This window comes from Alistipes onderdonkii, assembly GCF_025145285.1.
Lineage (GTDB): Bacteria > Bacteroidota > Bacteroidia > Bacteroidales > Rikenellaceae > Alistipes > Alistipes onderdonkii.
This window is the reverse complement of sequence record NZ_CP102251.1, coordinates 1024799-1039678: the sequence shown is the minus strand read 5'-3', so window position 1 is coordinate 1039678 and position 14880 is coordinate 1024799. Positions and strand designations below refer to the sequence as shown.

General features: G+C 61.6%; 6 protein-coding genes. 5 read left to right on the top strand and 1 reads right to left on the bottom strand.

Annotation, left to right across the window (positions count from 1 at the left end):
- Positions 1 to 78 precede the first annotated feature (78 nt).
- On the bottom strand, positions 79 to 954 hold the full coding sequence (locus NQ559_RS04415; protein ID WP_018696314.1) for a helix-turn-helix domain-containing protein: 876 nt from the start codon (positions 952 to 954) through the stop codon (positions 79 to 81).
- 101 nt (positions 955 to 1055) lie between these two features.
- On the opposite strand from NQ559_RS04415, the gene NQ559_RS04410 reads away from it, so the two are divergent.
- From NQ559_RS04410 to NQ559_RS04390, 5 genes are all read left to right on the top strand, one after another.
- The gene (locus NQ559_RS04410; RefSeq protein WP_018696313.1) at positions 1056 to 3332 is read left to right on the top strand and encodes a GH92 family glycosyl hydrolase; all 2277 of its coding nucleotides are present in this window, start codon (positions 1056 to 1058) and stop codon (positions 3330 to 3332) included.
- A gap of 252 nt (positions 3333 to 3584) precedes the next feature.
- The gene (locus tag NQ559_RS04405) at positions 3585 to 7175 is read left to right on the top strand and encodes a beta-sandwich domain-containing protein (RefSeq protein WP_026318449.1); all 3591 of its coding nucleotides are present in this window, start codon (positions 3585 to 3587) and stop codon (positions 7173 to 7175) included.
- 326 nt (positions 7176 to 7501) lie between these two features.
- Positions 7502 to 9643, top strand: a complete 2142-nt coding sequence (locus NQ559_RS04400; RefSeq protein ID WP_244061970.1) for a glycoside hydrolase family 95 protein — start codon at positions 7502 to 7504, stop codon at positions 9641 to 9643.
- Between the two features lie 36 nt (positions 9644 to 9679).
- The gene (locus NQ559_RS04395) at positions 9680 to 12832 is read left to right on the top strand and encodes a glycosyl hydrolase (protein WP_018697470.1); all 3153 of its coding nucleotides are present in this window, start codon (positions 9680 to 9682) and stop codon (positions 12830 to 12832) included.
- 6 nt (positions 12833 to 12838) lie between these two features.
- Positions 12839 to 14866: a beta-L-arabinofuranosidase domain-containing protein gene (locus tag NQ559_RS04390; protein ID WP_018697469.1), complete on the top strand. Its 2028-nt coding sequence runs from the start codon at positions 12839 to 12841 to the stop codon at positions 14864 to 14866.
- Positions 14867 to 14880: the final 14 nt, after the last annotated feature.

The following is a 14880-nucleotide window of genomic DNA, read 5'->3' as shown; positions in this document are numbered from 1 at the left end:
TAGAGACCGTACGCCCGGGCGGTGCCTGTGGCGTACGGCGGTTCCGGTGTAATTGCCGGGTGAGCGCGGTGCCGGAGGTCAGCGGTCGGGGATGATCGACTCCTTGAATTTGTTGCGGTAGTCGCTCGGCGTCGTGCCGATCCGCTCCCGGAATACGCGGTTGAAGTTGGAGATATTGTTGAACCCGCAGGCATAGCTGATTTCCGAGATGGTGTGCTCGGTTTCGATCATCATTTGTGCGGCGCGGTCGATGCGGAACCCGTTGAGATAGTCCCAGAAATTGTGGCGGGTGCGTTGTTTGAAAAAGCGGCTCACCGATGAGGCGGACATGCCGACCAGTTCGCCGACGTCTTCCAGCGAGATTTTGTGGTGGTAGTTCTTCTCGACGAACTGTACGATCTTGTTGATGCGGCGGCTGTGCGGAAGGGTACTGTCGCTGCTCTGGACTCCGATCAGCTCAACCTGTGTGCGGTCGGCGCAGGCCAGTTCGTGGAGTATCCCGAAAAACAGCTGAACGGCCTCGAACCCCTCGGTTCGGGGCAGGCGCAGCAATCGCTCCCGGACGGCTTCGGCCGTCTCTTCCGAGAACTTGAGCCCCGGGGCAGGCTGGCAGAGCAGGTTGCGGATGTTCCGCAGTTGGTCGGTGTCGAAAATGCCCCACGAGGGAAGCTCTTTGGGAAACTGGATCACGACGACCTCACAGCGGACGTTGAGAAAGGCGTCGTCGCGTTTGTAGCAGTGGAGTACGTTGGGAGTGGTGATGACCAGGTCTTTTTCGGTGAAATCCTCGACCAGGTTACCCAGGATGCGTTTCCCGCGCACGTTGAGCGTCAGGCACAATTCGTAGTCCTCGTGGAAATGGAGGGGAAAATCCATCTGGTTGTCGGGCCAGTAGTTTGCGATGAACAGGTCGTTTTTTCCCAGCGGGGTGATCTCCTTCAGAATGTACTTCATGGCTTATGGCTTACTTAACAAATATAGGGATTTTTGCCCGTAATTCCCGCTCCCGGAACCGATTTTTTACGAATTTTCTTATCTGATAAAAACATAGAATAATGCTGAAACCGCGAATTTTACTCCTGGCCTTTTCCGCGGGCCTCGCTGCCGCCCTGGCCGCCTGCCGCGACGAGGGCGTGGGCCGTTGGGTCGATCCCAATATCGGCGGCGTGGCCCCTTTGCTGACGACCGTCACCCCGCAGGTGCACCGGCCCCATTCCATGGTGCGGATCTACCCCGTAACCGAGCCCGGGCTCAATGACCGCTATTTTTCCGACCGGATATACGGCATCGCCCTCAATATGCCCCGCTACCGGAGCGGGATCGCCGGTTCGGTCATGCCCACGGCGGGCGACATCTCGTTCGACCCGGCGCGCTCCTCTTCGTGGTACGACCATGACCTGGAGGAACTGCATCCCTGGTCGCACCGGGTGTGGCTGGAGGATTTCGGGATATGGGCCGAGTGGACGACCGCCGAGCGGACGGCCCTTTACGAATTCGACTTCACGGATGCAGGGCGGCAGGCGAACGTGCTTTTCCGGCTCACTTCCGAAGGCGAGGTCGATGTCTGCGGTGACCGGGTCGTTTCGGGCTGGGAAGCGGTCGATTATGCCCGCCAATATTTCTATGCCGTCGCCGACCGGCCTTTCGATAGCTCCGGCACGCGTTGCGGGGAGCGGCTTTCCGCGGAGGGATCGGCGTCGGGCCGCGATGTCGGCGCCTGGTTCTCTGCCCCGGCAGGGTTCGGCAAGGTGTGCTTCCGGGTAGGTATCTCCTATATCAGCGTGGAACAGGCGCGTGCCAACCTCGAAGCCGAAACCGGGGGACTTGCTTTCGGTGCGGTTAAGAAGCGGAGCCGGGACATTTGGGAAAAGGCGCTCGGGCGCATACGCGTGGAGGGCGGAACCGACCGGGAACGCCGGATATTCTATACCTCGCTTTACCGTACGTATGAACGGATGGTCGACCAGTCGGAATACGGGCGGTATTACAGCGGCTTCGACCGCTGTGTCCACGAAGATGCGCGGCCGTTTTACAACGATGACTGGATGTGGGATACCTACCGGAACCTCCATGCGCTGGGTATCCTGCTTGATCCTGCGCGCAAGGCCGACGAGCTGCAGTCGTATGCCCGCATCTACGAGCAGTGGGGGTGGGTGCCCTCTTTTCCCGAACTGACGGAGTGGGGCGGCGACTGGTTCGAAGGCGGCGGCCCCGACTGGCACGGGGATCCGATGATCGGCAACCATGTGGCCTCGTTCGCAGCCGAGGCCATCCGCAAGGGAATCACGGGGTTCGATGTGGAAAAACTTTACGAGGGGCTCCGCAAGAATGCGCTGGAAGGTACGATGATCCCCTGGCGTGCGGGGGCGGCGCGCGAGCCCGACAGGTTTTATTCCGAACACGGTTATTTCCCGGCATTGGCTCCCGGAGAGCCGGAGAAATATCCGTATGTCGACGACGGCTGGGAAAAGAGGCAGGCGGTTTCCGTGACGCTCGAACACAGCTACGACGACTGGTGCCTGGCGCAGGTCGCGCGTTACTTGGGGCGCATGGACGATTATGAACTGTTGCTGCGGCGTTCGCGCAACTATCTGAATCTCTGGAATCCGGCGATCGGTTATTTCGCCCCCAGAAACGAGCGGGGTGAATGGGTCGAGCCGTTCGACCCGCAGTTGTGCGATGGCTTCGGAGCCCGGAGTTACTTCGCCGAGGTCAATGCCTGCGTCCATGTCTTCCATGTGCAGCACGATATTCCGCAACTGATCGCCCTGATGGGTGGAGAGGAGGCTTTCGTCCGCCGTCTCGACGAGGCTTATAACCGGGGGCCGGAGATCGACAAGTGGAAATTCATGGGGCGGATGCCCGACGCTACTGGGTTGCAGGGGCTCATGCCGGCGGGCAACGAGCCGGCGTTCCATGTCCCGTGGCTCTACAATTACGCCGGGGCTGCGTGGAAAACCCAGCATCGTGTCCGGCAGATTGCCGACATCTGGTTCGACGACCGCCCGACCGGGCTGAGCGGCGACGAGGACGGCGGTGCGCTCACGGCGTGGTATGTCTTTGCGGCGATGGGTTTTTATCCGGTCAATCCGGCCTCGGGGGAATATGCCCTGGGTTCTCCGATCTTCGAACGGGTGGAAATCGCCCTGCCCGGAGGCCGCAGTTTTGTCATCAAATCCCCGGGGGCGTCGAAAGTGAACAAGTATATCCGTGCGGCACGGCTCAACGGCGAGCGGCTCACCCGTCCTTTCATCACGCACGAACAGATCGTGCAGGGCGGTGTGCTCGAATTCGAACTTGTGCCGCGCCCCTGTCCGGAGTGTTTCGATTGAACATCCGGGGGTGCCCTCGCCCCCGGATTCGGGAGCTGGAATGCGGAAGGCCAAGGGGCGCTTTCCGCATTCCTGTTTTTGTGCCGGGAGTGCGAAATATCCGCGTCGTTTGTGCTTTTTTACGAATTATGTCAAAAGGTCATACTAATATGTCATTTAAAAATATTTTTTGCGGGGCGTTTCCGGCTAATTTTGGAACCCGATACGGATATAAAATTCCTTAACCCAGAAATAGTTTAATCCAACCAGCCCATGAAACGCATTTTATTATTGTTAATGTCGGTGTTTATCGCCGCAGCGGTTTTTTCACAGGATAGAGTTCGGGCCTATTTAGTCTCGAACGCCCATTTTGATTCCCAGTGGAACTGGGATGTGCAGCGTTCGATCCGTGAGTACATTCCAAAGACGCTGGATCAGAACCTGTTCCTCTTGGGCACCTACCCGGATTATGTATTCAATTTCGAAGGGGGCATCAAGTACCAGTGGATGAAGGAGTACTACCCCCACCAGTACGAGTTGATCAAGCGTTACATCCGCGAGGGGCGCTGGCATGTCACGGGCAGCACGTGGGACGCGACGGATCCGAACATCCCTTCTGCGGAGTCCTTCACGCGCAATATCCTGTACGGGCAGCACTTCTACCGCCGGGAATTCGGGGTCGAAGGCACGGACATCTTCCTTCCGGACTGCTTCGGTTTCGGGTGGACGCTTCCGACGATCGCGGCCCACAGCGGTCTTATCGGTTTCTCGACTCAGAAACTCATGTGGCGGCACCGCCCGTTCCACGGTACGAGCAAGATTCCGTTCGAGATCGGCTTGTGGCAGGGCGTCGACGGCTCCCGTATCATGGCCGTGATGGACGCGCACAACTATACGACCAAGTGGCGTTACGAAGACCTCAGCCACAGCAAGTACCTGCAGGACATCGCCCAGAGCAACCCTCTGAATGCCGTTTACCATTACTATGGTACGGGGGACACGGGCGGCGCCCCGACCATCGAGTCGGTTCGGGCTTTGGAACTGGGACTGCAGGGCGACGGGCCGGTGGAGATCATCAGCGCCACGAGCGACCGCCTTTACAAGGACTATCTTCCCTATTCCTCCCACCCGGAGCTTCCGGTGTGGAACGGGGAGTTGCTGATGGACGTGCATGCCACGGGTTGCTATACCTCGCAGGCCGCGATGAAGCTCTACAACCGCCGTAACGAGCAGCTTGCGGACGCTGCCGAGCGCAGCGCCGTTGCCGCCGACTGGCTCGGGGCCGTGCCCTACCCGCGCGAGGTTCTCACCGAGGCCTGGAAACGCTTTATCTGGCACCAGTTTCACGACGACCTTACGGGTACGAGCCTCCCCCGTGCCTACGAGTTCTCGTGGAACGACGAGCTGATCTCGCTCAAACAGTTCGGGGACGTACTCACGACCTCGGTTGGCGCGGTTTCGCGGGGTCTGGATACCGATGTCAAAGGGCTCCCCGTGGTGCTCTACAACGCTGCGGGGTTCGAGGTCTCGGACGTGGTGGAGGTTACGCTTCCGCTCGAAGGCAGCAAGTTCACGGTCTACGACGACAAGGGCGTCCGGGTTCCCTCGCAGGTGCTGGGCACGCAGCAGGGGCAGACGCGGCTGCTGGTCGAGGCCACCGTCCCGGCTGCGGGGTATGCCGTCTACGACATCCGCAAGGGCGGGCAGCCGAAGGCCCCGGCGATAAAGGCCGGCGCATGGGGGCTGGAGAACAGCGTCTATAAACTTACGCTGGACGCCAACGGCGACATCTCGTCGATCGTCGACAAGCGTCATGGCCGCGAACTGGTGGCCGCCGGCAAGTCCATCCGCCTTGCGTTCTTCCCGCAGAACGAGTCTTACAGCTGGCCGGCCTGGGAGATCCTCAAGAAGACCGTGGACGCATCGCCGCAGGCCATCACGGGCGAGGTGAAGGTCACCGTGGCCGAAGAGGGGCCCCTGCGCGCCTCGGTATGCGTGGAACGCACGCTGGGGGATTCCCGCTTCCGGCAGTGGATCACGCTGCGCGAAGGCGCCCAGGCCGACAGGATCGACCTTGTGAACGACATCGACTGGCAGTCGTCCAATGCGCTGCTGAAGGCCGAGTTCCCGCTTTCGGTCTCGAACCCCGAGGCGGTCTATGACCTTGGCGTGGGCTCCGTGGCGCGGGGCAACAACACCGCGACCGCCTACGAGGTCTATGCGCAGCAGTGGGCCGACCTCACCGACGCGGACGGCAGCTACGGGGTCTCGGTGCTCAACGACAGCAAGTACGGCTGGGACAAACCCGCGGACAACACGCTGCGCCTTACGCTGCTGCATACGCCTGCGACCAAGGGCGGCTACGCCTACCAGAACAAGCAGGACTTCGGACACCATACGTTCACCTACTCGATCGTAGGGCACGCGGGCGATTACCGCGCGGGAGGTGCCGTGCGCAAGGCCGAGGTGCTCAACCAGCCGCTTCGGGCATTCGTCGCGCCTCGCCATGGCGGGGTGCTGGGCCGCAGCTTCTCGCTGGCCTCCTCGCAGAACCCCAATGTGGCGCTGCGGGCGCTCAAACAGGCCGAGGATTCGGACGAATATGTGGTTCGTTTCTACGAGACCTCGGGTCTCGGGTCGCAGCAGGCCGTGGTGGGCTTCGCGGCGCAGATCGTCGACGCCCGGGAGCTCAACGGCGTGGAGGATGTCGTGGGCGACGCGGAGTTCTGCGGCCGCGAGCTGCGCTTCGAGGTCGGGCCCTTCGGCATGAAGACTTTCCGCGTGAAACTCGCCAAGCCCGTCCGGGCGCTCACGCCCGCCGCGGAGGCGGCGGTGGAGCTGCCTTACAACGTCAAAACGGCCTCTTACAACCCGTTCCGCTCGGACGCCAACTTCGACGGCAAGGGCTGCTCCTACGCCGCCGAGCTGCTGCCGTCCCGCATCGTGTACGGGGGTGTCGGCTTCGAGATGGGGGATCCCGCCGCGGAGAACGGCGTCAAATGCCGCCGCGACACCATCGACCTGCCCCGCGGGCGCTATGGCAAGCTCTACCTGCTGGCCGCCTCGACCATGAACGACACGCAGGCCGTATTCACCGTCGACGGAAAGGAGCACACGGCACTGGTACCCTATTATGGCGGCTTCATCGGACAGTGGGGCCATACGGGGCATACCGAGCCCTACCTCAAGGATGCGCAGGTGGCCTTCGTGGGCACGCACAAGCATGATATGATCCGCAACGAGGACAGGCCCTACGAATTCACCTACATGTTCCGCATCGGCCTCGACATCCCCGAGGGGGCACGGCAGCTGGTACTGCCCGACGACCCGCGCATCGTGGTGTTCGCGGCGACGGTGGCCGAAGACCCCGCCGGAGGTATCGGTGCGGCCTGCGACCTGCTGCGCGTGCAGCTGCCCGTGAAAGGCGCCGACGCCTCGCAGGCCGGGCGGCGAAACCTGCTCTACGGCAAACCCGTCGTGGAAAGGTCGGGGGAGGTCAACGCCTCCGAGAGGGCCGAGTGCGCCACCGACGAGGACGTATCCACCAAGTGGTGCGATTACAGCGATGCTAAACCCAAGCTGCTGGGGGTGGATCTCGGACGGGAGACCACGATCCGGGGTTGGTATGTCATGCACGCTGCGCTCGAAGCCCTGGACTACATCACAAAGGAGTACTCCCTGCAGGTGCGCCGGAGCCCCGGCGAAGAGTGGAAAACGGTGGACACGGTTTACGACAACACGGCCCTCGAAACCGACAGGGTTCTTCCGCAGCCCGTAACCGCCCGATACGTGAGGCTCGTGGTCTCAAAACCTGACCAAAGCGAAGGAAATACCGCCAGAATCTATGAATTCGAGGTGTATTGACGGATGACGGTAAGATTGGGCGGGGCGGAGGCTGTAACGGCTCCGCCCCTGCCTTTTCCGGGCGGAAGCGGAATTCCGGCCCTTTCCCTTCTGGCAATTCCTTTCCCGAAGACTCCTGTGCCGAAACCGCTTTCGTCAGATGGCCGAATCCCGTTCGGTCAAAATACACAGGCTAAAAATCAATTTATCCGCCTGCCGTTTTGAAAATAAGGGGCAATTTTGTAATACGGAAAAAACGGTTCCCGATGCACGGCCTGCGGTTGCCTGCCGCTCGGCCGGAACCGCAAACTTTTTAGATGGAATACGAATCCCAAACCCGAACCGATATGAATGCTGAAATTCCGGCCGGATATCTGTCCCGGCCCGCCAGGGCTGCCGCCCTCGTTTTGTGTGCAGCCCTGTTGCCGCTTTCGCATCCTGCGTATGCGGCCAGGAAAATAGACCGCAAAGCGGTCGTAACGCGCCATAACCCCGAAATCCGGGAGGGCAATCTGCGCGGGCCGATGCAGGTCGGCAACGGGGAGTTCGCCTTCGGGTTCGATATCAGCGGTATGCAGACCTTTTCGGACAATGCCAATACGATGTCGAACTGGGGCTGGTACCGTTTCCCGCTGCCGCAGGGGCAGCGCCCCGAAGATTTTAGGGGCGCGGAATGGGAGGCGCAGGGCCGTATGGTGCGCTATGACATTCCCAATCCCGAGCAGGGGGCGTTGCGCGACTGGATGGTGCGCAACCCGCAGCGGATCAACCTGGGGCGCATCGGGCTGGTGTTGATAAAGGACGACGGCTCGCGGGCCGGGATCGGGGATTTGACCGATCCCGTGCAGCGGCTCGACCTGTGGACGGGGACGGCGACGAGCCGTTATAGCATCGACGGCCGGGAGGTGGTCGTAACGACTGTCGGGCATCCGGAGAAGGACGCCGTGGCCGTGAGGATCGAGTCGGAAAAAGTGGCCGACGGAACGGTCGGCATCTCGTTGCGGTTTCCTTTCCCGTCGAACACGGAATTCGGCAGTGCCGCCGACTGGGACAGCCCCGGAAGGCACCTTACGGAGCTTTCGCCCGGGACACATATGGCCAGCTTCCACAGGCAGCTCGACGATACGAATTACGATGTCCACGTGCAGTGGGACGCCGGGGCAGTGCTCCGCCGGACGCAGGAGCACTGTTACGAACTGATTCCCGCCACCGATGCGCGGGAGATCAGTTTTGTGGTTTGCTTCGACAAGATCGTGGGCAATGCCGCCGTGCCGACCTTCGCCCAGACCCGAAGCGCCAGCGCCCGGCACTGGCGCGAGTTCTGGGAGGGCGGCGGTGCCATCGACCTCTCGGGGAGTTCCGATCCCCGCTGGCACGAGCTGGAACGGCGGGTCGTGCTCTCCCAATACGTGATGGCCGTCAACGAGGCCGGATCCCTCCCGCCGCAGGAGAGCGGCCTTGTCAATAACGGCTGGTACGGCAAGTACCACCACGAGATGATCTGGTGGCACTGCACCCACTATGCCCTGTGGGGCCGTTGGAAGATGGCTTCCGGGATGATGGAGGTCTTTGCGGACAATCTTGCCACGTACAGGCGCAAAGCCGCCATGCAGGGATACGATGGCGCTCGCTGGCCCAAGACTATCGGCGACCATGCGTGGTGGGAGTGGCCGCTGGAAACCACGGCGCTGCTCATCTGGCAACAGCCGCACCCGATTTTCTACGCCGAACTCGAATATCGGCAGCATCCCACGCGCGAAACGCTGGAAAAATGGCGTGACGTGGTCTTCGAAACCGCTGATTTCATGGCTTCCTATGCGCATTACGATGCGGCGGCGGATCGCTATGTCCTGGGGTACCCGTTGCAGGTCGTAGGCGAGAATGCCGACCCGCGGACGACCGTCAACCCGACATTCGAACTGAGCTATTGGCTCACCGGGCTGCGGATCGCCGGCCTGTGGCGCGAGCGGCTGGGCCTGCCGGCAAAGGCGGAGTACGGACGGGTCTGCGATAAATTGTCGCCGCTTCCCGTGCAGCAGGGCGTATACGTTTCGTGGGAGAATATCGACGGGATGTGGACGCGCTACAACTGGGAGCACCCGGCGCTTATCGGCGCCTACGGTATGCTGCCCGGTGACGGGGTGGATATCCCCACGATGGAGCGGACGCTGATGAAGGTGCACCGCGAATGGAAGCTGCACGAGACCTGGGGCTGGGATTTCCCCATGCTCGCCATGTGCGCCGCCCGGCTCGGGAAACCCGAAATGGCGGTCGATTACCTGTTGGATTACCCGGCCTTCGACTTCGATGCCTGCGGGCTGGTCGGCGGCGGACGTGCGCCGTTCCCCTATTTTCCGGGCAACGGCGGGCTGCTCTATGCCGTGGCGATGATGGCTGCCGGCTGGGACGGTGCGCCGTCGGGCAATGCCCCCGGATTTCCCTCGAAAGGATGGGTGGTCAAACACGAGGGGTTGCACAAGGCCCTCTGACAGACGGATGAGCCATAACCTGAAATTACCGATGATATGCGTTTTTTACCGATTGTTTTTTTCCTCTCCCTGATTGCCGGGCAGCGTGCCGCGGCGCAGGCCGATTTCAGCCTGGCGCCCGTAACGAAGGTTTCGCCCGGGGAACTGGCCGAAAAATTCGCTTCGCCTCCCGGCGAGGCCGGGATGTCGTGTTACTGGTGGTGGCTCAACGGGGTCGCCACCGAGGCGTCGATCACCCGCGACCTCGAAGAGATGAAGGCCAAAGGCTACGGGTCGGCCTCGCTGATCGACGCCGGGGGATTCAACCAGGTGACCGGAAAGCCCGGGCCGGGCAACGTGTTCCTCTCGCCCGGCTGGATGGCGCTTTACCGCCATGCGGTGCGCGAGGCCGACCGGCTGGGGATCGCCCTCGCCGTCAACGTGACCAGCGGCTGGAATCCCGGCGGGCCGTATATCACGCCCGAACTGGCCTTGAAAAAACTGACCTGGTCGGAAACCGACGTCGCCGGAGGACGCCGGGTCGAATTGGAACTGCCGCAGCCGCCGACATGGTATATGTATGAGGATGTCCGTGTGCAGGCCGTGAAAAAGGCTCCGGAGGGCACTCCGATGCGCGATGAGGCCATCCCGAACTGGTCGGCCAAGGCGTTTTTCAGCGGACTGGGTTTCCAGGAGATGTTTCCGCTCGAAAGATTGAGCGCCGACTTTTATTACGATTCCGGTGCCGAGCCCCTCCCCCGGGAGGAGATACTCGACCTGACGGCGCTTTACGACGGCAAGACGCTCGAATGGGACGCCCCGGCAGGGGAGTGGACGGTGATCCGCTACGGCTGGACATGCACCGGAGCCCATACCTCGACTTCGAGCGACGGATGGGCGGGCTTGTCGCTCGACCACCTGAATCCCGACGCCTTCGATGCGTTCCGCGAGCATGTGCTGCAACCGCTGGTCGGGACTGCGCGGGAAGAGGGGAACAGCGTTAAGTTCCTGCTGACCGACAGCTGGGAAATGGGGCTCGTCAACTGGACGAACCGTTTTCCCGAAGAGTTCCGGAAATTCCGGGGCTACGATCTCTGGGCCTACCTGCCGGTGATGACCGGCCGTGTCGTCGACAGCCCCGAGGTGTCGAACCGTTTTCTGCAGGACATCCGCCGGACGGTCAGCGACTGCATCCTCAACTACCACTATAAGCCTTTCCGGGAGTTCGCCAACGCGAACGGCATGCTGATAGACCCCGAGGCCGGGGGGCCCTGTTACACACCGGTCGATGCTCTGGAGGTCATGGGCGCATGCGATATTCCCCACGGTGAATACTGGGCGCGCTCCACTTCGCACGTCGCCTCCGAGCAGGCGCGCCTGTCGGTGCGGCAAAGCGCCTGTGCGGCGCATACCAACGGCAAGCGGTTCGTCGAAGCCGAAGGCCCGACCAGCATCGGCCCGCACTGGGAACGGTCGCCCCGTGACCTGAAAGGACTGATCGACCGGATATTCTGTTCGGGCGTCAACCGCCTGGTATGGCACACCTTCACTACTTCGCCCGGGGAGTACGGCAAGCCCGGCATCGAGTATTTCGCCGGTACGCATCTCAACCCCAACGTGACGTGGTGGGAGCAGGCCGGGGATTTCGTGGGGTATATCGGCCGCTGTTCGTACTTGCTCCAACAAGGGTTGTTCGTCGCCGATGCGCTCTATTACAACGGCGATGACGTCCCCAACATGGTCTTCCTGAAAGAGGAGGTGACCGACCTGGGCCCCGGTTACGACTGGGACAAATGTTCGAAGGACGTGATCCTGAACCGCCTTTCGGTCGAGGACGGGCGCCTCGTGCTGCCCGACGGCATGTCGTACCGGGTGCTGGTGCTGCCCCGCCTCGAACAGATCGACCTCGACGTGATGCGCAGGATCGAGCGCCTGGTGCTGGACGGCATGGTGCTCGTCGGCGAGCCGCCCCGGCGGACGACGGGCTTGTCCCGCTATCCGGATGGGGACAGGGAACTGAACGACATTGTGAACCGTATGTGGCGGTGCAATGCGGGCAGCTGGCTGGACGGCGTCAACCGCACCGAGAACCTCTACGGCAAAGGGCGCGTCATCCGCGGGCAGAAGTTGAGCCATGTGCTCAGGTCGCTTTCGGCACCACCCGATTTCTCGTATGTCTCCGATAACTCGGCGACGAAGCTCGACTATATCCACCGCGCCACGGATCGGCAGGATATCTATTTCGTGGCAAATCGTTTCGCCCTGAACGGCATAGACGACTATTACTACCGTTACACGCCCGTCGCTTACGACCGCTTCGAGGATGTCGAATGCCGCTTCAGGGTTACGGGGCGGACTCCCGAGTTCTGGGATCCGCTCACGGGCAGGATCAGCCCGGTGGCCTATTATTACGAGAAGGACGGATACACGCATATCCCGATGCACTTTGCCCCCGAAGGAGCCGTGTTCGTAGTGTTCACCGAAGGCGGCGGGCAGGCGGAGCACATCGTGCGGGTCGACCGCAGCGGTTTTCCGCTTTCCGCGGCGCAGTCCTCCTCGCCCCGTTATCCGCAGGTCGGGTTCGAATATGCGGGGACGGATGTCTATGCCGCCGTTTACGACCCGGGACACTACACGGTGTACTGGTCGAACGGAAGCACCTCGGTCGTGGAGGCGAAACGCCTGCCGTCGGAAATCACCGTCGGCGGCGACTGGAGCGTGCGCTTCGACCCCGACTGGGGCCCGAAAGAGGCCGTTGTCTTCCCGGAACTGATCTCGTGGACGGAATCCCCGGAGCCCCTGATCCGCTATTATTCCGGAAAGGCGGTCTATGAAAACGCTTTCGATCTGGATAAAGATCAGATCCGAGGGCGGAAGGTGCTGCTCGACCTGGGAAATGTGCAGGATGTGGCCGTGATCCGGGTGAACGGACATGAATTCCCCGTTTCGTGGTGCTCGCCCTATGAGGTCGACATCACTCCGTATGTCCGTGCCGGGCGCAACCGCCTGTCGGTCGACGTCGTCAACCTTTGGCCTAACCGGCTCATCGGAGACGGCAAGCTGCCCCCGGGGGAACGGATGACCCGAAGCAACATCAGCAAATACGACGCCCCGGATGCGGAGAAGTACATGCGGGTTTCCGGCCTGCTGGGGCCGGTACGGGTCAAATTCTTCGAACGGGTGAAAATTACTCCGCAGGATAAAAATTGAGAGGACATGAAATATCTGAAAATATATATGATGCTGGCGCTCGCCTTTGCGCCTGCCGCCGGGTTCGCGGGCGGCGAAGATTCCGGGGCGCCTTTTGCGCACAACCGGGCGCCGTTGGCGCCCAAAGCCTATGCCGAGCTGCCGCTGGGTGCGATCCGGGCGCAGGGCTGGCTGCTCGAAATGCTGGAACGCCAGCGTTCCGGGGCGACCGGACAGATGGACAGGCTCTATCCCGAGGTCATGGGCCCGCGTAACGGCTGGCTGGGCGGTGACGGCGACCAGTGGGAGCGCGGCCCCTATTGGATCGACGGGCTGCTGCCGCTGGCCTATATCCTGGATGACGGACAGCTCAAGGCAAAAGTGCAGCCCTGGGTCGAATGGGCGTTGCAAAGCCAGCGCGAAGACGGTTATTTCGGCCCGGCACAGGACTATCCTTACGAGGCGGGCCTGCAACGCGACAACTCGGCCGACTGGTGGCCGAGGATGGTGGTGCTGAAGATACTCCAGCAGTACTATTCCGCGACGGGCGACCGGCGCGTCGTCGATTTCATGACCCGCTATTTCCGGTACCAGTTGAAAACCCTGCCCGAAAAACCGCTGGGCCACTGGACATTCTGGGCACGCTACCGGGTGTGCGACAATCTGCAGGCCGTCTATTGGCTTTACAACCTGACCGGTGACGGATTCCTGCTGGAACTGGGCGACCTGCTCCACAGCCAGGGGCATGATTTCACCCGTATGTTCCTTCGCTCGGACGACCTCAAACGCTTCGGCTCCATCCACTGCGTAAACCTGGCGCAGGGGCTCAAGGAACCGGTTATCTATTACCAGCAGCATCCCGACCGGGAGTATATCGACGCCGTGAAAAAGGGGCTGTCCGATATCCGGCTGTTGCACGGCCAGCCCCAGGGAATGTTCGGCGGGGACGAGGGGCTGCACGGGAATAACCCTACGCAGGGCTCGGAGCTGTGTTCGGCCGTCGAGCTGATGTATTCGCTCGAAAAGATGACCGAAATCACGGGCGACGTCGCCTTTGCCGACCACCTCGAACGCATCGCGTTCAATGCCCTGCCGACGCAGGTCACCGACGACTTCATGCACAAGCAGTATTTCCAGCAGCCCAACCAGGTGATGGCGACCCGCCATACGCATAATTTCTACGAGGACGCCAACCACGCCCGCACGGACATCGTTTTCGGGACACTTTCGGGATACCCCTGCTGTTTCTCGAACATGCACCAGGGATGGCCCAAGTTCACGCAGAACCTGTGGTATGCCGCGCCCGGCGGCGGTGTGGCGGCGATGCTCTATTCGCCTTCCGAAGTTTCGCTGAAGGTCGGCGGCGGGCATGCGGTCACGATCGGCGAAGATACGGCCTATCCCATGGAGGACGAAATCCGCTTCACGATCCGGATGTCCGGTAAAAAAGCCTGCAAATTCCCGTTCCACCTGCGCATTCCCGCCTGGTGCCGCAACGCCGAGGTCTGCCTGAACGGGACGGTGATCGGGAATCCCCGCGGCGGGAGCATGGCCGTCTTCGACCGGGAGTGGCGCGACGGCGACCGGCTCGTGCTGCGCCTGCCGATGGAAGTGACCACGAGCCGCTGGTACGAAAACTCCGTGGCCGTCGAGCGCGGCCCGCTGGTGTATGCCCTCGCCATGCGGGAGACTTGGGAGAAAAAACCGTTCGGCGACGGCGAGACAGCCCAGTTCGGCGACGAATATTACGAGGTGACCTCCGCCGACAAGTGGAATTACGGGATACTTGCGCGTGCCGCGGAACAACCCGAAAAACATTTTTCCGTATCTTTGGACAAGGAAAAACAGCAGGGACGCTTTTTCTGGAATCCCGAAAATGCACCCGTCAGGATACGGGTCAGGGCGCGCGAGATCCCGACTTGGACGCTGTATAACGAAATGGCCGGGCCCCTGCCGTACTCGGTTTGCGCAAGCCCCTGCCCCGAGGAGGAGATCGAACTGATACCCTACGGTTGTACGACGCTGCGCATCTCGGAATTCCCCCTGGTACGCTAACCCTTCCGTAACGT